Below are 15,719 nucleotides of genomic sequence, written 5' to 3'. Positions count from 1 at the left end.
GAACGGTCGTGGCCCCGGCGTCACGCCAGTGACTCCATGAACCGGTGCATCCGGTCGAGCGCCTCCGTCAGGCGGTCCGGTGTCTGGGTGAACGACAGCCGGACATGGCCCCTGCCGTGCCGGCCATAGCTACTGCCCGGCATGACGGCGACTCCCGTCTCGGCGAGCAACCGCTGAGCGAAGACCACGTCCGGCAGACCCGCGTCGCTGATGTCGGGGAACGCGTAGAAGGCACCCATCGGCGGGGTGAGTCGCACCGCGGGCATGTCGAGCAGCCGGGCCACGGTGAGGTCACGGCGAGCGCGGTACTCGGTGGCGTACCTCGCCGACCAGATGGCCGTCTCGGGCGCGGTCAGCGCCGCCGGCAGCGCCCGCTGGACGAACGCCGGCATGCAGCAGTTCGTGTTGGTCAGCAGTACCGTGAAGTCGGCGGCGAGGTGCGGGGGAGACACCATGATCCCGGCCCGCCAGCCGCACATGGCATGGCTCTTCGACAACGTCTCCGAGACGATGACGCGTTCCGGTGGCAACTCGGCGAGCAACGCATCCGTGTCCACACCGGACCAGTCCAACCCTCGGTACGCCTCGTCGCGCAGCACGTAGAAGGAGTGCCGCCGGACGAGGTCCGTCAGCTCCCGGGCGGTCTCCGGGAGCAGGACGGCCCCCGTGGGATTGTGCGGCGAGTTGACCACCAGCAGGCGGGTCCGGGCGGTGACCCGGGCGGCCAGGTCGGCGATGTCGGGGACGAAGCCGGCCGCACTGCGCAGCGGGTAGCCGACCGGCACTCCACCGGCGAGCCGCACCAACTCGGCGTAGACCGGGAAACCCGGATCCGGCAGCAGCACCTCGTCACCGGGGGCGACGAGGGTCAGCAGGGCGAAGTGCAGGACCATGTTGCTGCCGGGCACGAGCAGCACCTGGTCGGCGGCCACCGGCATCCGCAGCAGCCGCGCGTAGTGTCCGGCGAGGTGCTCGCGTACCTCCGGATCACCGGCCGGCGCCGTGTAGTGCGTCCAACCGTCGCGCGCACTGCTGACCATCGCCGACACGATGTGGGCCGCCGTCGGCAGGTCGGGCTCGCCGAGTTCGAGGTGGATGACGTCCCGACCGGTGGCGGCCAGCTCGTCCGCCTGACGCTGCACCGCGAACGCCGAGTGTCGCCGCAGATTGCGCAGCGGAGGCTGCGCCACCGCCACGCGGGACGGCGGCGGCGCAGTTGCCAGCGTACGCAGGGCCTCGGTCATTCCGGCTCGCCCAGCACCCGCTGCACCTCGGCGCGAATTCGTCCCTCGGTCGGCCACATCGCCTCTTCGAGCGGGGGAGAGGACGGCACCGGAACGTCGGGCTGGCAGACGAACCCGATCCGTCCACCGGTCGCGGCCGCCACCCCGGGCTCGTCGAGCAGCCGGGACAGGATCTGCGCGGGCGCGCCGGAGCGCGGGCCGTCGTCGACGAACACCAGCCGCCCGGTACGGCGGACCGAGGCGGCCAGCGCCGCAGTGTCCAGCGGGACCAGCGTGCGGGGGTCGAGGACGTCACAGTGCACGCCGTCGGCGGCGAGCGCGTCGGCCGCGTCCGCCGCGACCTTGACGGCTCCACCGATCGCCACGATCGTGGCCGCATCGCCGTGGCGCAGGTGCGCGGCCTCGCCGAACCGTAGGGGCGCGGCGGCGAGCGCGGCACTCAGCCCGCGCTGACGGTTCAGCTCCGGCGCGACGAAGTACAGGACCGGGCCGGGCCACCGCGTCGCGCCGCGGAGCAACGCGCACGCGTCCCGCAACGAGCCGGGTACGACCACGGCGAGACCCGGTGTCTGCATGAAGATGCCGTACGGACACTGCTCGTTCTGCGGGCCGAGCTGCTGTCGCCCGCGGGTCGCCGACGTCACGATCATCGGCACCTGATACTGGCCGCCGGAGAGATAGTGCATCCGGCCGGCGTGGTTGACCAGTTGGTCCATCACCAGCATGGCGAAGGAGGCGCGGTTCAGGTCGACGATGGGCCGCAGGCCGCTCATCGCCGCGCCGACCGCCATGCCGGTCATCGCCTGTTCGGAGATCGCGCAGATGCGCACCCGGTCCGAGCCGAAGCGCCGACGTAGCGACGCCGGCGAGTTGGTGGCCAGGAACACCAGATTCGGATCCCGGGTGAACTCCTCCTCGAGGACGAGATCCAGCAGACCGACTTCGTTCACGATCCCTCCGCCCAGACATGCGTCGCCGCGTCCTCCGGTGCCGGCCACGCCGAGCTGCGGGCGGTCTCGACGGCGCGCTCGACCCGCTCGCGGGCCTGCTCCCAGATGGCCTCGACGTCCGCGTCCGACAGCCTGTCGCGCAGGGGCGGACTCTGCCGAGCGGTGTCGATCGGATCCCGCGCCCGCCATGCCGCCATCTCGTCGGATGGCCGCACCTCCGACGAAGGGCGCTCGAATTGCAGGTGGAACCGGGTCAGGTAGGTCCTGGCCTCGATGAACGTCGGACCGCCGCCGCCACGGGCGAGTTCCACGGCGTCGCGGGCCGCCGCGGCGACGGCCGCCACGTCGTTGCCGTCGACTCCCACCGCGCGGACCCGGTGCGCCTCCGCCAGGCGCAGCAGCGACACCTCGGGGTAGACCTCCTCGGTGCGGTTGCCGGCCTGGTATCCGTTGTGCTCGCACACCAGCACCAGCGGCAGCCGTTGCACGGCGGCGATGGTGAGGGTCTCGTGCACCGCCCCGCTGCCCAGGGCGCCGTCGCCGATGAACGCGACGCTTACCGCCGGCTCACCGCGTACCTGGGCGGCCATGGCGGCACCGGCGGCGACGGGTACGCCCGCGCCGACGATGCCGCTGGACATCAGGAGATTGGTCCGGCTGTCACTGATCAGCGCGGCCGCCTTGCCGCCGCACAGGCCGGCGGCACGGCCGAACAATTCCGCGGTGAGCGCGTCGAGATCCACCCCGCGGGCGATCGCATGCCCGTGCCCCCGGTAGTGGCTGACCAGGGAGTCGACCTCGGCCATCGCCGCGCACACCCCGACGGCGATGGCCTCCTGGCCGACGTACGGATGCACCGGCCCGATCACCTCACCGGCGGTGCGCAACTCCATCATCCGCTCCTCGAACACCCGGATCAGCACCATGCTGGTGAACATCGCGACCGGGTCCGGCGCGGCCGGTCCGGCGCTCCTGGCCGGGGCGACGGCCATGGTCATAGGGTCTCCTCATCTCGCCTGTCGTACGGAAGGTCGCCTCGTCTGGTGCTGATGGTCAGGCCGGTGCCGGCCGCGATCCGCGCCGAGACGAGCCGCGGGTCGTCGGCCAGCGCCTGCTCCACCCGCAGCACCGCGGCGCGGTGCTGCGGATCGGTGTAGCGCCCCAGGTCCATGTCGTCGACGAGGAGCAACCCACCGGGCGCCAGCGCGTCGATCGTCAGGTCGAGGCCGGTCCACTTCCCCGCGACGGCGTCGGCGAAGATGAGGTCGAACCGGCCGAGCGTGGGCAGCAACGCCTCGGCGTCACCCGTGTGGATCGTGACGGTCGCCGGCCAGTCGTCGGCCCGGACGGCCGCAGCCAGGGACTCGTCCAGTTCGACCGTCTCCAGCCGGGCGTCGTCGCGCCGGCCGAGCCCCTCGGCCAGCCAGGCGGTGCCGACACCCGTACCGGTGCCGAGTTCCAGGATCCGACCGTTGGGTGGGACCGCAGCCGCCAACGTGGCCAGCAGCGGGCCCACCGGGTCCTCGCAGGCGCCGTGGAAGCCGAACTCGGACGCGCGGGTGAGGGCGCGGTGCACCCGGGCGGGTACCGCGCTGCGGGTCGTCATGGCGCCACCTCCGACGCGTCGGGACGGGATTTCGCGTGCCACTCGTTCCGTACGGGTGTGATGACGTCGGACACCAGCCGACGTAACAGCGCCGGCGACGCCTCGGGCGGCAGGCTGAACACGACGTGCCGGGCTCCGGCGGCCACCAGGCGTGCCGTCCAGAACCGGGCGGCGAGCAGATCCCCGGCTGCGACGTGCAGTTGCGCCGACAGGGTGATCTCGGCGGGGTCGCGTCCGGCGTCGACACAGTGCTTGGCCAGGATGTCCCGACCCCGACGCAACGTGCTGACCTGACCGTCGGCCACATTCCAGACGTCGGCGTGCCGGGCCACGACCTTCAGGGCGCGCGGTCCGGAGGCCCCGAGGACGAAGCGGGGCCGGGTGGTCGGGCGCGGATTCAGACCGGCGCCCTCCAGCTGGTAGTACCGGCCGGCGAAGTGGACCGTGTCCTCGGTGCAGAGCCGGTGCACGACGGTGCATGCCTCGTCCCAACGGGCGAGCCGTTCCGCCGGGGCGGGCAGGGGTATGCCGAGCCGCCGGCATTCCTCGGCATGCCAGCCCGCACCGAAGCCGAACTCGACCCGCCCGGCGGAGACGTGGTCGACGGTGGCGAGCATGTGCGCCAGCACGGCGGGATGCCGGTAGACGTTCCCGGTCACGAGGACGCCGATCCGCAATCGTGTGGTCTGGGTCGCCAGCGCGGCCAGCAGGGTCCACGCTTCCAGGCAACTGCCCTCGGGTGCGGCGTTGACCGGCTGAAAATGGTCGTAGAGCCAGGCATCTTCCCAACCGCCGTCGGCGTCCGCGGCGGACCAGAGCCGTTGCAGATCCGACCAACTGATCAACTGCTGGGCGACCTTGAAGCCGAAATTCAGCTGTGCGGCCGTCACGGCAGAGGCCATCGCGTACGGATGGTGGACTGACTCATCGAGTGCTCCTGTCCCGCGGGTCGAGGCACACGGCACGCACCGCCGGCCGCACGAATATGGCAGCACCAGACGGCGGCAGGCCGTTCCCGACGGCGGTCGCGGTGTCATTTCCGGGTGGTGGCGACCGACGACGCGAATTGTTTCCTAGCGTCCGTTCAGTTCGCACAGATTTGTCGTCAGGGCGCGCACCGGCGCACCTGACGTCACGTCCAGGTAGTTGCTGACCAAGCCCTCGTTGCGGTCGCCAATTGTGGTGCGACGGCATGGGCGTACGCGATGTGTGCTATTTGAATCCCCCGTTTAACGACCGGTGTGGCGTCGCCTGAAGACGGTAGCCACCTGTCTCTGTTGAGCCTCCGGTGCGACGTCGTGACAATCGGTCGAGACGCCTCGATGATGGAACCGTGGCCGGCGTCGGGTCGTCAACCAGCATCCCGCGCAGTGAGAAGCACCTATCTCTAGGGCGGCCCGGGGTCACGGAAAAGCATAGTGGACCGCCGCTGTGCCTTGACGAGCTGGCTATTGTCATCCGGGAGCCCGCGCATCGGTCGGTCCGCACCGCGGCAGGCAACGCTTTACGTATCCAGCCGCTATCATCGGACGTCGCGCGCGCTTTGACAGATCGCTTTCACGCCGACGGGGGAACGAAGGCGCATGATCAACAATGCTGGGTCGCGCAATACCACCGCGGTGCTCGACGACGGTGCCGGCCCGCCGTCGCTCAGCCGACTGTCGGACGCGGACCTGTCGTCCATGCTGCTCATTCGGCATTTCGAGAAAAACCTGCTCAAACTTTTCGAGCAGGGATTCCTGCACGGCACGACACACACCTGTCTCGGGCAGGAGTACGTGCCCGTGGCCCTGACGTCCCTGCTGCACGACCACGACCACGTCTTCAGCAATCACCGTGGCCACGGCCACTACCTGGCCCGGTACGCAGACCCCGAAGGGCTGCTCGCCGAGTTGCTCGGCCGCGCCGGTGCGGTCTGCGGCGGCGTCGGCGGCAGCCAGCATCTGCTCCGCGAACGATTCCTGTCCACCGGCGTGCAGGGGCAGAGCCTGCCGGTCGCCGCCGGCGTGGCATTGCACCTGAAGCGGTCCACGCCGGGAGCGCTCGCCTGCGTCTACACCGGTGACGGCACGTGGGGTGAGGGCGCCGTCTACGAAGCTCTGAACATCGCCGCCCTGTGGGAGCTGCCGCTGCTCGTCGTCACGGAGAACAACGGCATCGCCCAGTCGACACCGACCGGGCAACAGATGGCGGGCGACATCGGCGGCCGGGCGGCGGCCTTCGGCATCGCGTACGAACGGTTCACCGGCTCCGATGTGACCCGGCTGCGAGCGGCCCTGCGGCCGCTGGTGGAGCAGGTGCGCCGGGCGTCACGGCCGCTCGTCGTCGAGTTCGTCACCCACCGCCTCGGCCCGCACAGCAAGGGAGACGATTCCCGCTCCCCGGCCGAGTTGCGCGCGGTCCGCGCGGCGGACTGGGTCGTCGGGTACGCGGCCGGGCATCCCGAGCAGTTCGAACGGATCGACGCGGAGCAGTCGCGGCGGGTCGAACGGGTCGTCGCCGAGGTGCTCGCCCGGCCGCTCACGGCGTGGAGCCCGCGGTGACCGCCCCCCGGGTGGCCGGCGATCTCAACACCGCGCTGCACCGGCTGTTCGCCGAGGACGAGCGGGCCATGCTGCTCGGCGAGGACGTCTGCGATCCGTACGGTGGTGCCTTCAAGGTCACGCGCGGACTCTCCACCCGGTATCCCCACCGGGTGCGCAACACACCGATCAGCGAAGGCGCGCTGGTGGGGGTGGCCAGCGGGCTCGCACTGGCCGGCGACACGGCCATTGCGGAGATCATGTTCGCCGACTTCGTCACGCTCGCCTTCGACCAGTTGGTCAACTTCGCCAGCAAGTCGACCGCGATGTACGGCCGCGACCTGCCGCTGCGTCTGGTGGTGCGGTGCCCGACCGGTGGGAATCGTGGCTACGGGCCCACCCACAGCCAGACCCCGCAGAAACATCTCATCGGAGTACCCGGGCTGGCCCTCTACGAGGCGTCTCCCTTGCACGACAACCACACGCTGCTCACCCGGATCCTCGACGACGGCGTACCCGCCGTCCTGTTCGAGGGCAAGGTCCTCTACGGCGAACGGATGTTCGCCGGCGGCGTGGTCGACGACCTCTTCGGCTACGACCTCACCGACGGCGTGGCCCGGATCCGCCTGCACGACCCGGTGCCGCCGGACTGCGTACTGATCACCTCCGGCGCGATGGTGCACCGCGCCGTCGAGGCGCTGCGTGAGCTGCTTCTGCACGACGAGATCGTGGCCGAGCTGCTCGTCGTGTCCCGGCTCTACCCGGTGGACCGGGCACCCCTGCTGGGCTTGACCGCAGCGGCACGGCGGGTGGCGGTGATCGAGGAGAGCACCGCCGGGGGCACGTGGGGTGCCGAGGTCGCTGCGGCTCTGTACCCACCACTGTGGGGCACCCTGGCCGCGCCGATCCGTTTGATCCATTCCCTCGACAGCATCATTCCCGCCGCAGCCCACCTGGAACGCCAGGTGCTGGTGCAGAGCGACACGATCCGGCACGCCGTCAAGGAGCTGGTCCATGGTTGACATCCGAATCCCCCGGCTGAACACGAACGACGCGTCGTACGTGCTGGTCGAGTGGCTGGTCGATGACGGCGCAACGGTGCAGAGCGGCGCGACGGTGGCGACGGTCGAGACGTCGAAGGCCCTGGAGGATCTGGTCTCCGAGCACACCGGGGTGCTGAACCGCCGGTTGCCGGCCGGCGCCGACTGCCGGCCGGGGCAGGTCGTGGCGGTACTGACGCCGTCGTCGCAGCCGTCGCCGTCGCCGGTCACCGACCCGGGCCGGGAGGAGGCCGACGTTACGCCGCAAGCCCCACGGGCCACGCCCGCCGCCCTGGTGATCACGGAACCCGCGCGGACTCTCATGCGGGAACACGGTCTCGACGAACAGGACCTGGCCACGCTGGGCCGCGCGCTGATCCGCCGCAGCGACGTGGAGGCTCTGCTGGCCGGTGGTCCGGTCGGGCCGCCGCTCGACGCACCGGAGACCACCGCGGCGTCGCGAGGGGACGGCCATGCCCGGCCCGCCCGCTGACCACGACCCGGAGCAGCCGTCCCCCGGCTGGGAGAGCGTCCAGGTGAACGTGGCCGGAGCGCACCTCGCCGGTGCCGTCTGCGCGGACCTGGATCACCGCACCTTCCTGCACCCCGGCCCGCCGCTGGACGTCGCGGACGCGCCGGCACCGATGCGGTCGGCCATCGTGGGCGCACTGCTTCTCGAAGAACAGGCCGACAGCCCGGCCGCCGCCGAGCGGCTGATCGACCGCCGCGAGGTGCGGCTGGTGCCCTCGGTCGACGCGGGTGCCGTGGTGCCGATGACGGGGGTGCTGTCGCCGTCCATGCCAGTCGTCGTCGTGACGGACACCGACGGGCGGCAGGCGTTCGGGCCGCTGGAGAACGGTGCCGGCGCGTGCCTGCGCTTCGGCTGTCACGAGCAGCAGGTACTCGACCAGATCCGGTGGATCGCTGAGGTCGTCGCACCGGTGCTCGACCAGGTGGCCCGGCTGACACCGATCAACGTGACCCGCATCATGGCCGAGTCCCTGCGACGCGGCGACGAATGTCACGCCCGCACGGTCGCGGGCAGTTCCCTCCTGCTGACCCAGGTCTTCGCCACCCTGCTGGGGCGACAGCTATCGGGCCCGGACGTGGCCCGCGTGGCCCGCTGGTGCCGCGCCAACCTGCACCTGTTCGGGGCATTCGCCACGCCTGCGGCCCGCCTCCTCGCCGACACCGCACACGCCCGCGAGCACAGTCCGATCGTGACGACGCTGGCCTCCAACGGCAACGAATTCGGCATCCGGGTCAGCGGTGCCGGCGACAAGTGGTTCGTCACCGAAGCGCCGGTGGGCGAGGTCGTGCTCTTCGACGGGTACCGCCCGGCGGACGCCCATCCGATCGCGGGTGACTCCTTCGTCATGGAGGTCGTGGGTCTCGGTGCCATGGCGCTCGCCACCAGCCCCGTCGTCGCCGTGCAACTGGGCTGGTCGGCGGCGGATGTCGCGCGGCACACCGCCCGGATGCGCGAGATCACCACCGAGCCGGGCGACCGGTTCAGGTTGGCCGGCGACGAGTTCCGAGGGGCCGCCACCGGCATCGATGTGCACCGGGTGGCGCGTGCCGGCTTCGGCCCGTCGGTCAACACCGGCATCGTGCACCGCCGGCCGGGCGTCGGCCAGATCGGCGGCGGCATCGCCGAACTGCCCACCGCGCCATTCCACCAGGCTTCGGCCGTGCTCGGTGCGACCACGGGGGTGTCGTCGTCGCCCGGACGTTAAGGTCCCCTCGGGAGGTGCGGTGATGAGTTTCCGGCTGGCCGCGTACGCCGTGTGCGTCGAGGATGATCGAGTGCTGCTCGCCCGTCACGTGTCGCCGGCTGGTGAAACGACCTGGACCCTTCCGGGCGGCAAGGTGGAGCACGCGGAGGATCCGTTCGACGCGGTGATCCGGGAGGTCGGCGAGGAGACCGGCTACGACGCGGTGGTCGCACGTCTGCTGGGCGTGGACTCCAGAGTCATTCCCGCCACCGAGGCGTGGTCAGGGCAGGAGCACCAGAACGTGGGCATCTTCTACCAGGTCCGCATCACCGGGGGCGTCCTCCGGCCGGAGCCGAACGGTGCGACCGCCGAGTCGGTCTGGACGCCGATACCGGACGTGGTGCACCTGCGCCGGTCCTCCCTCGTCGACATCGGTCTCGCCCTGGCGTGGACGCGTCCGGAGACCGGTCACGTCCCTGCGGTCCCGGCCGGCGGGCTCATTCAGCACTGAGCACTGCTCAGTCGAGACGGGCGCGAGCCACCCACATCTGCCCTGCCGTGCACGGGAACCCTTCCCCCACGCGGATCCGAGCGATGTCCCTGATTCGAGCAGGAAGGTGGCGCGCCGCACGGCTACCTGACAGAGCCCTGACAGATAGCCGTGGTGGAGCAACCTCGCGAGGCTGCGTCCGAGGGTCGGGCGGAGTCAGGCGTGCAGGGTAGGTCGGTAGGTGAGTTCCTGGGTGCGGCCGTCAAGGGTCCGGCTCTCGATCAGTTCCAGGTCGAAGTCGGCCGCACCCTGGAAGATCGGCTCCGTACCGGTCTGACCCGTGATCACCGGGAAGATCGTCACCTGGACGCGGTCAACCAGACCGGCGGCCATCAGCGCCCGGTTCATCGACAGGCTGCCGTGCGACCGCAGGGGCACGTCGGACTCCTCCTTCAACCGGGCGACGACGTCGACGGCGTCGCCGTGCGCGATGGTCGCGTCCGGCCAGTCGAGAGGACCGTCGAGGGTGGTCGACACCACCGTCGCCGGGAGGTTGCGCATCCGGGTGACCCAGGCGTCCCGCACCTCGGACTCCTCGGTGCTCTCGGCCAGCAGCCGCGCGAACACCCGGTACGTGTCGGCTCCGAGGACCATGCGCTGCTCTGCGCTGTACTCGGCGAGGCGGTGCGCGAGCAACTCGGGGCCCTGCTTGCCCCAGTAGCCGCCCCAGTCGCCACTTGTGGTGCCGTAGCCGTCGAGGCTGGCGAAGACGTCGAAGGTGTAGGTGACGGTCATGATGGTCTCCTCGTACGGGTGAGTTCGGTGCGACGCCGCTGTAGAAAGGCGCGTTCGGTCTCGTTGGTGGCCAGCGCCATGGCCTCGTCGTAGGCGGCACGCGCCGCTGTGTCGCGGCCGAGCCGGGCCAGCAGTTCGGCGCGGGTGGCGGGCAACCGGTGGTAGCCGGGGAGGTCGATGTCCGCCAACGCGGCGAGGGCCACCGCCGGTCCGTGTACCTCAGCCACCGCGACCGCACGGTTGAGCGCGACGATCGGGGTGGGCGCCAGCGCGAGCAGTTGGTCGTACAGTGCCAGGACCTGTCGCCAGTCGGTGGCGGCGCCGTCGGTGTGCACCGCGCTGATCGCGGCCTGGATCTGGTACGGCCCTGGCCGGTTGCGCCGCAGGCAACGACGGACCAGGTCGTGGCCCTCGGCGATGAGGGTCCGGTCCCACAACGAACGGTCCTGCTCGGCCAGCGGGACCAGTTCGCCGGTCGGGCCGAGCCGGGCCGGGCGGCGTGCCTCGGTCAGCAGCAGCAGGGCGAGCAGGCCGAGCACCTCCGGCTCGTCGGGCATCAGCGCGGCGAGTTCGCGGGCGAGCCGGATCGCCTCGGCGCACAGGTCCGTCCTGATCAGCGGCCCGGCGGTGGTCGTGTAGCCCTCGTTGAACATCAGGTAGAGCACGGTGAGCACGGGCGGTAGCCGATCCGGCAGTTCGTGTTCGGCGGGCACCCGGTACGGGATGCCGGCGTCGCGGATCTTCTTCTTGGCGCGCACGATCCGCTGGGCGACGGTCGCCTCCTGGATCAGGTACGCCCGGGCGATCTCTGGTACGTCGAGGCCGCCGAGGAGGCGGAGCGTGAGGGCGGTACGCGCGTCGGGGGCGAGCGCCGGGTGGCAGCAGGTGAAGATGAGTCGCAGTTGGTCGTCCCGCACCGGTCCCACCTCCTGGGGCTCGTCCTGTTGGTGCAGTAGCAGGGATTCGGCGTGCCGGGCCTCGCGCGTTGTCTCCCGGCGGAGCCGGTCGACGGCCCGGTTCCGGGCGGTCGTCACGATCCAGGCGCCGGGATTCGGCGGCAGGGTCTGCCACTTCTGCAGCGCGGTGGTGAAGGCGTCCTGCACCGCCTCCTCGGCGAGGTGGATGTCGCCGAGGAGGCGGGCCAGAGTGGCGACGCAGCGGCCGTACTCCGCGCGGTAGACGCTCGCCAGGTCCATGTCGGGTGACCGGCCCTGATTCAGGCCTGGGACAGGTCGTCGAACGGGCGGACCTCGATCGGGCCGCAGGCCGCGGCGCACTTCTCGGCCCAGGCGAGCGCCTCGTCCAGGTCGGCGCACTTGATGACCCAGAAGCCGGCGATGTGTTCCTTGGTCTCGGCGAACGGCCCGTCGCTCATGGTGGTGGCACCGTTCTCGATCCGCACGACGGTGGCACTGTCCGGTGTGCGGAGCCCGCCGCCGAAGACCCAGGCACCGGCGGCCTGCATCTCGTCGTTGACCCGACCGGTCTCCCTGAACATGGTCTGCATCTCCTCGTCGGACGGCTCCGGCGCGCCCTCGACGAAATGCACGGACAGCAGGTACTGCTTCATGACGATCCTCCGGTAGCTCGATGGGTGGGTGTGGTCAGGCGGCCAGGCGGCGCGCGACAGCGGGGATCACGATCGCGGCCGCGACCAGGTGGGTGAGCATCAGCAGGGCCTTGGTGGCCGGACCGGCGTCGACGATCACATCCGGCACCAGCGACAGCACGGTCAGCACCACCGTCGTTCGGACGAAGGTGCGCCGCGGACGGCGGGCGAATCGGGACAGCAGCGTGGCGAGGACCACGCCGATCAGCGAGAAGACGGCGGTCAGCACGCCGAACCCGGTGACCGGGATCGGGGCGCCGCCGATGTCGAGGCTGACGCCCGCCGCGTTGCCGGCGGCGGCGACGGCCATCGTGGCGGCGCTGGCGGCAGCCGTGGCGGTGACACCGGTCCCGATCAACGCACCGATGGCCGACATGGTGGTGCGGGTGCTGTTCGTGGTGGTGCTCATCGTGCCCTCCAGGAGGCGTATCGCCCGGCTCGGTGCCGGGCTCTCACCAGAGCTACGAAGACGATCAACCCCGATCGACAGGTACGCCAGGATTCTTTGAGAAAGTTCAGTCCGGCGCGGGTTGCGGCCTGGCTCTCTGCGGATGGAACGTCTCGTGACGGGCCAACATGGCGACGAACTCGCCGATCTTCCGTTCCTGGTCCCGCTTCCGGGCCTGCCCGTCGATCCAACCGAAACACAGGGCCTCGTCGACCGCCTGCTGCCAGGTCAGAGTGGTGACCGAGCTGCCCTTCCTGGTCAGGGCCGGCCAGACGCCGGGTGACGTGGCGTGGTTGACCGACAACCAGGCACGCAGGGCGTCGGCGTCCGGCACGATCAACTCTCCAGTTCAGTGCTCGCCATGGCAGCAGACTAGGGCGGTTCGCCGACCTGAGGCAGGCGGGGCGCAGCGCGCGTCTTCCGCAAGTGCGGGCGGATTACGTCTGGCTGACATGACGCCTGCCGGCCGTACGGTGTCGTCCCGCCGGAGCGGCGGCCGAGGTTCTGACGAGGCGGCACGGGTAGCGTCGGCAGCATGTCGTTGGAGGCCGTCGGGGCGCTGCGGGAGCCGGTGCGCCGGGCAGTGTACGAGTACGTCGTCGCGCGGGCGGAACCGGTGAGCCGTAACGAGGCTGCCGAGGCGGTGGGCATCGGCCGTACCCTGGCCGCCTTCCATCTGGACAAGCTGGCCGAGGCGGGGCTGCTGGAGACGGCCTACGCGCCGCGCAGCGGTGGGCCGGGTGCGGGCCGGCCGGCCAAGCTGTACCGCCGGTCCGCCGCCGAACACGCGGTGACGCTGCCGCCGCGCGACTACCGGCTGTTGGCCGATGTGCTGGCGGCTGCGGTCGAGCGGTCCGGTGTGGAACCGGCGGTCCATGCGGCGGCCCGCGAGGTGGGCGCGAAGCTCGCCGGTGGAGAGGTGTTCGAGCGCCTGGGGACGCTCGGCTACGAGCCGTTCGTGGACGCCGATCGGACGATCCGGCTGCGTAACTGTCCGTTCCACGCACTGGCCCAGACGTACCCCGCGCTGGTCTGCGGTCTGAACCTGGCACTGCTCGACGGTCTGGTGGATGACCGCTGGGACGTTCGGCTCGACCCCGGACCGACCGGGTGCTGCGTCGCGATCCAATCTAAAGACAATAAGGATTGACATAGAACGTAGGCTTGGTCGCATGGCCGACCATCACGTGGCGCAACTGAACATCGCTCGGCTGCGCGCTCCTCTCGACAGCCCCGAGCTTGCCGACTTCGTCGCCCTGCTCCCCGAGGTCAACGATCTGGCCGAGCGTTCGCCCGGTTACGTCTGGCGACTACAGGACGAGTCCGGCGACGCGACCGCGCTACGGCCCTTCGAACCGGACATCATCGTGAACCTGACCGTGTGGCAGTCGATCGAGTCGCTGCGTGGCTTCGTGTACCGGACCGCGCACCTGGAGCCGATGCGCCGACGGCGGGAGTGGTTCATCCCGCTCGACCGGCCCCACCTCGTGCTCTGGTGGATTCCCGCCGGCGTCCTGCCGACACTCACCGAGGCCGCCGAACGGCTGGAACTGCTGGGCAGTGGCCCGTCGCCGGAGGCGTTCACCCTCCGCGAGCCGTACCCCGCGCCCGGCGAGCGGGCCGCGTGAGCGCCTGGGCAGACGGCGGCGAACAGGGTCGGTGGCGGCCCGCACCTCATGATCGTGCGTCGAACTCGGAGCGGGCCTGGAAGACGCGGTCCATGTGGGTCTCTGCCCAGGTCTTGATCGCGACCATCAGCGGAAGCAGGTCGTGTCCGATCGGGGTGAGGGCGTAGTCGACGCGGGCCGGCACCGAGGCGGTCACGGTACGGGTGAGCAGACCATCGCGTTCCAGCGTGCGCAGGGTCTGAGTGAGCATCTTCTGACTGACCCCGGCGATGCGGCGGGCAAGTTCGCTGTGCCGCTGCGGACCACCGGCGAGCGCCGCGATGACCAGCGCCGCCCACTTGTCGGTGAGCGTGCTCAGCAGTTGCCTGGTCGGGCAGGCCGCGAGGAAGGCGTCATAGTCGCGTTTGGCCTGTTCACGTCGTTGCTCAGCGGTCGTCGTCGCCATCACCCACCACCTCACCGGTGCCCTAGGAACTTTCAGGTACCTACTTTCTGACAGTGCCCAAGGGTACCTACCGTGGTGGCGACCAGGACATTGAGCGGAGGCACGGCGATGCGCGCAGTCAGCTATGCACAGTTCGGAGGGCCGGAGGTTCTGCGGGTGGTGGCGGATGTGCCGGTGCCGGAACCGGGACCGGGGCAGCTGCGAGTACGGGTGGCCGCATCCGTGCTGCACCCGGTCGACCTCATGATCCGCTCCGGTCGATTCCCGGCACCGCTGCCGGTCGGGCTGCCGTACGTGCCCGGCTGGGATGTGGCCGGGACGATCGACGCGATCGGCCCGTCGGTCGGCGGCTTCACTGTGGACGACGAGGTCATCGGCTTCTCACCCTGGCTGCGGACCACGGTCGGCGCGCACGCCGAGTACATCGTCCTCGACGCCGCCTGGCTGACCACCGCACCCACCGGGATTGCCGCCACCGAGGCCGCCACCCTGCCGACCAACGGCCTCACCGCCGCGCAGGCCCTCGATCTGCTCGCGCTTCCGGCGGGCTCGTCCGTGCTGGTGACCGGTGCCGCCGGGCAGGTCGGCGGATTCACCTTGGCACTGGCCCGAGTCGCGGGCCTGCACGCCACCGGGTTGGCGGGGGTCGACGACCGCGAGTTCGTCGAGTCGCAGGGAGCGGCGTTCGTGCCACGCTCGGAGGATCCGGCCCGGGCGGCGGCGGGCAGCTTCGACGCGGTCGTCGACCTGGCGGTGATCGGGCCGTCGCTGATGGAGCTGGTCAGTGACGGCGGCGGTTATGTGGCCGCCTCACCCCCGCTACGCCCGGAACCGGTACGAGGGATCCGGACGTTCGCACTTGAGGTGCTTCCGGACGGCACCCGGCTCGGCGAACTGGTGAAACTGGTGGAACGCGGCGAGATCCCGCTACGGGTGGCCGGGGTCTACTCGTTCGCGGAGGCGGCGGCCGCGCACCACCGACTGGCCCAGGGTGGCGTGCGGGGCGGCGTCGTGATCGTTCCCTGACCCCGCCCGGAATCACCACCCCACTCCGACCTCGCCTCGAATCTCGGCTGAGGAGCGGGCACCTGGGCGACGGCCGGGAACGGTCTGCTCCACCCCGCTGAGGCGGGTGCTGTCAGTCGATGTGGCCGCTTCGAGCGCGACGTGAGGCGCGGGCGTCGCGTGCGGCGCTCAGCCGGGCAGGTCCGGTCTTCGATCAGGTGA

19 protein-coding genes are annotated in these 15,719 nt (G+C 70.7%); 8 read left to right on the top strand and 11 right to left on the bottom strand.

The window, feature by feature from the left end:
* Window positions 1-20 precede the first annotated feature (20 nt).
* Genes AB0J93_RS22705 through AB0J93_RS22685 form a run of 5 tightly spaced genes read right to left on the bottom strand, consistent with a single transcriptional unit; the run spans window position 21 to window position 4,702 of the window.
* Complete coding sequence (locus tag AB0J93_RS22705; RefSeq protein ID WP_363924326.1) at window positions 21-1,244, bottom strand: pyridoxal phosphate-dependent aminotransferase; 1,224 nt, start codon at window positions 1,242-1,244, stop codon at window positions 21-23.
* Window positions 1,241-2,194 carry a transketolase C-terminal domain-containing protein gene (locus AB0J93_RS22700; RefSeq protein WP_363924325.1) on the bottom strand — a complete coding sequence of 318 codons (954 nt, stop codon included), beginning with the start codon at window positions 2,192-2,194 and terminating at the stop codon, window positions 1,241-1,243. The genes AB0J93_RS22705 and AB0J93_RS22700 overlap by 4 nt, the downstream gene beginning before the upstream one ends.
* A complete protein-coding gene (locus tag AB0J93_RS22695) occupies window positions 2,191-3,192 on the bottom strand; it encodes a thiamine pyrophosphate-dependent dehydrogenase E1 component subunit alpha (RefSeq protein ID WP_363924324.1) in 1,002 nt (333 codons plus the stop codon). Before AB0J93_RS22695 ends, AB0J93_RS22700 begins: the two co-directional genes overlap by 4 nt.
* Window positions 3,189-3,800 (bottom strand): class I SAM-dependent methyltransferase, encoded by a 612-nt coding sequence (locus tag AB0J93_RS22690; RefSeq protein ID WP_363924323.1) that lies wholly within the window; start codon window positions 3,798-3,800, stop codon window positions 3,189-3,191. The genes AB0J93_RS22695 and AB0J93_RS22690 overlap by 4 nt, the downstream gene beginning before the upstream one ends.
* Complete coding sequence (locus AB0J93_RS22685; protein WP_363924322.1) at window positions 3,797-4,702, bottom strand: LLM class flavin-dependent oxidoreductase; 906 nt, start codon at window positions 4,700-4,702, stop codon at window positions 3,797-3,799. The genes AB0J93_RS22690 and AB0J93_RS22685 overlap by 4 nt, the downstream gene beginning before the upstream one ends.
* 681 nt (window positions 4,703-5,383) lie before the next feature.
* Between AB0J93_RS22685 and AB0J93_RS22680 the strand changes: the two genes are divergently transcribed.
* Genes AB0J93_RS22680 through AB0J93_RS22660 form a run of 5 tightly spaced genes read left to right on the top strand, consistent with a single transcriptional unit; the run spans window position 5,384 to window position 9,588 of the window.
* Window positions 5,384-6,343 carry a thiamine pyrophosphate-dependent dehydrogenase E1 component subunit alpha gene (locus tag AB0J93_RS22680; protein ID WP_363924321.1) on the top strand — a complete coding sequence of 320 codons (960 nt, stop codon included), beginning with the start codon at window positions 5,384-5,386 and terminating at the stop codon, window positions 6,341-6,343.
* The gene (locus tag AB0J93_RS22675; RefSeq protein WP_363924320.1) at window positions 6,340-7,344 is read left to right on the top strand and encodes a transketolase C-terminal domain-containing protein; all 1,005 of its coding nucleotides are present in this window, start codon (window positions 6,340-6,342) and stop codon (window positions 7,342-7,344) included. Before AB0J93_RS22680 ends, AB0J93_RS22675 begins: the two co-directional genes overlap by 4 nt.
* The gene (locus AB0J93_RS22670) at window positions 7,337-7,855 is read left to right on the top strand and encodes a biotin/lipoyl-containing protein (RefSeq protein WP_363924319.1); all 519 of its coding nucleotides are present in this window, start codon (window positions 7,337-7,339) and stop codon (window positions 7,853-7,855) included. The genes AB0J93_RS22675 and AB0J93_RS22670 overlap by 8 nt, the downstream gene beginning before the upstream one ends.
* Window positions 7,836-9,098: a DUF1116 domain-containing protein gene (locus tag AB0J93_RS22665; RefSeq protein ID WP_363924318.1), complete on the top strand. Its 1,263-nt coding sequence runs from the start codon at window positions 7,836-7,838 to the stop codon at window positions 9,096-9,098. The genes AB0J93_RS22670 and AB0J93_RS22665 overlap by 20 nt, the downstream gene beginning before the upstream one ends.
* A gap of 22 nt (window positions 9,099-9,120) precedes the next feature.
* Window positions 9,121-9,588 carry an NUDIX hydrolase gene (locus AB0J93_RS22660; protein WP_363924317.1) on the top strand — a complete coding sequence of 156 codons (468 nt, stop codon included), beginning with the start codon at window positions 9,121-9,123 and terminating at the stop codon, window positions 9,586-9,588.
* Between the two features lie 195 nt (window positions 9,589-9,783).
* On the opposite strand, the gene AB0J93_RS22655 is transcribed toward AB0J93_RS22660, so the two are convergent.
* From AB0J93_RS22655 to AB0J93_RS22635, 5 genes are all read right to left on the bottom strand, one after another.
* Window positions 9,784-10,362, bottom strand: a complete 579-nt coding sequence (locus AB0J93_RS22655) for a dihydrofolate reductase family protein (protein ID WP_363924316.1) — start codon at window positions 10,360-10,362, stop codon at window positions 9,784-9,786.
* Window positions 10,359-11,558, bottom strand: a complete 1,200-nt coding sequence (locus AB0J93_RS22650; protein ID WP_363924315.1) for an RNA polymerase sigma factor — start codon at window positions 11,556-11,558, stop codon at window positions 10,359-10,361. The genes AB0J93_RS22655 and AB0J93_RS22650 overlap by 4 nt, the downstream gene beginning before the upstream one ends.
* Window positions 11,559-11,578: 20 nt before the next feature.
* On the bottom strand, window positions 11,579-11,932 hold the full coding sequence (locus tag AB0J93_RS22645; RefSeq protein WP_363924314.1) for a YciI family protein: 354 nt from the start codon (window positions 11,930-11,932) through the stop codon (window positions 11,579-11,581).
* A 34-nt stretch (window positions 11,933-11,966) separates the two neighbouring features.
* Window positions 11,967-12,380, bottom strand: a complete 414-nt coding sequence (locus AB0J93_RS22640) for a DUF6069 family protein (RefSeq protein WP_363924313.1) — start codon at window positions 12,378-12,380, stop codon at window positions 11,967-11,969.
* Between the two features lie 106 nt (window positions 12,381-12,486).
* Window positions 12,487-12,759: a hypothetical protein gene (locus tag AB0J93_RS22635; RefSeq protein ID WP_363924312.1), complete on the bottom strand. Its 273-nt coding sequence runs from the start codon at window positions 12,757-12,759 to the stop codon at window positions 12,487-12,489.
* 195 nt (window positions 12,760-12,954) lie between these two features.
* Between AB0J93_RS22635 and AB0J93_RS22630 the strand changes: the two genes are divergently transcribed.
* On the top strand, window positions 12,955-13,569 hold the full coding sequence (locus AB0J93_RS22630) for a helix-turn-helix domain-containing protein (protein ID WP_363924311.1): 615 nt from the start codon (window positions 12,955-12,957) through the stop codon (window positions 13,567-13,569).
* A gap of 22 nt (window positions 13,570-13,591) precedes the next feature.
* The gene (locus AB0J93_RS22625) at window positions 13,592-14,047 is read left to right on the top strand and encodes a DUF3291 domain-containing protein (RefSeq protein ID WP_363924310.1); all 456 of its coding nucleotides are present in this window, start codon (window positions 13,592-13,594) and stop codon (window positions 14,045-14,047) included.
* A 46-nt stretch (window positions 14,048-14,093) separates the two neighbouring features.
* Here the strand turns inward: AB0J93_RS22625 and AB0J93_RS22620 are convergent, their stop codons facing one another.
* The gene (locus AB0J93_RS22620; RefSeq protein ID WP_363924309.1) at window positions 14,094-14,492 is read right to left on the bottom strand and encodes a helix-turn-helix domain-containing protein; all 399 of its coding nucleotides are present in this window, start codon (window positions 14,490-14,492) and stop codon (window positions 14,094-14,096) included.
* Window positions 14,493-14,600: 108 nt separating this feature from the next.
* Here AB0J93_RS22620 and AB0J93_RS22615 point away from each other — a divergent pair, with 108 nt between their 5' ends.
* A complete protein-coding gene (locus AB0J93_RS22615; protein WP_363924308.1) occupies window positions 14,601-15,518 on the top strand; it encodes an NADP-dependent oxidoreductase in 918 nt (305 codons plus the stop codon).
* The last annotated feature ends 201 nt before the right edge of the window (window positions 15,519-15,719 follow it).

It is taken from the genome of Micromonospora sp. NPDC049374, from assembly GCF_040677165.1.
Taxonomy (GTDB): Bacteria; Actinomycetota; Actinomycetes; order Mycobacteriales; family Micromonosporaceae; genus Micromonospora.
The sequence above is the reverse complement of the archived record's forward strand: the minus strand, read 5'-3'. Positions and strand labels throughout refer to the sequence as shown.

Coding starts and splice junctions, on each gene's coding strand:
- AB0J93_RS22650 (WP_363924315.1), bottom strand. CDS start 11,558: ATGGACCTGGCGAGCGTCTACCGCGCGGAGTACGGCCGCTGCGTCGCC.
- AB0J93_RS22625 (WP_363924310.1), top strand. CDS start 13,592: ATGGCCGACCATCACGTGGCGCAACTGAACATCGCTCGGCTGCGCGCT.
- AB0J93_RS22695 (WP_363924324.1), bottom strand. CDS start 3,192: ATGACCATGGCCGTCGCCCCGGCCAGGAGCGCCGGACCGGCCGCGCCG.
- AB0J93_RS22645 (WP_363924314.1), bottom strand. CDS start 11,932: ATGAAGCAGTACCTGCTGTCCGTGCATTTCGTCGAGGGCGCGCCGGAG.
- AB0J93_RS22660 (WP_363924317.1), top strand. CDS start 9,121: ATGAGTTTCCGGCTGGCCGCGTACGCCGTGTGCGTCGAGGATGATCGA.
- AB0J93_RS22640 (WP_363924313.1), bottom strand. CDS start 12,380: ATGAGCACCACCACGAACAGCACCCGCACCACCATGTCGGCCATCGGT.
- AB0J93_RS22690 (WP_363924323.1), bottom strand. CDS start 3,800: ATGACGACCCGCAGCGCGGTACCCGCCCGGGTGCACCGCGCCCTCACC.
- AB0J93_RS22620 (WP_363924309.1), bottom strand. CDS start 14,492: ATGGCGACGACGACCGCTGAGCAACGACGTGAACAGGCCAAACGCGAC.
- AB0J93_RS22705 (WP_363924326.1), bottom strand. CDS start 1,244: ATGACCGAGGCCCTGCGTACGCTGGCAACTGCGCCGCCGCCGTCCCGC.
- AB0J93_RS22685 (WP_363924322.1), bottom strand. CDS start 4,702: ATGGCCTCTGCCGTGACGGCCGCACAGCTGAATTTCGGCTTCAAGGTC.
- AB0J93_RS22665 (WP_363924318.1), top strand. CDS start 7,836: ATGCCCGGCCCGCCCGCTGACCACGACCCGGAGCAGCCGTCCCCCGGC.
- AB0J93_RS22655 (WP_363924316.1), bottom strand. CDS start 10,362: ATGACCGTCACCTACACCTTCGACGTCTTCGCCAGCCTCGACGGCTAC.
- AB0J93_RS22630 (WP_363924311.1), top strand. CDS start 12,955: ATGTCGTTGGAGGCCGTCGGGGCGCTGCGGGAGCCGGTGCGCCGGGCA.
- AB0J93_RS22680 (WP_363924321.1), top strand. CDS start 5,384: ATGATCAACAATGCTGGGTCGCGCAATACCACCGCGGTGCTCGACGAC.
- AB0J93_RS22615 (WP_363924308.1), top strand. CDS start 14,601: ATGCGCGCAGTCAGCTATGCACAGTTCGGAGGGCCGGAGGTTCTGCGG.
- AB0J93_RS22670 (WP_363924319.1), top strand. CDS start 7,337: ATGGTTGACATCCGAATCCCCCGGCTGAACACGAACGACGCGTCGTAC.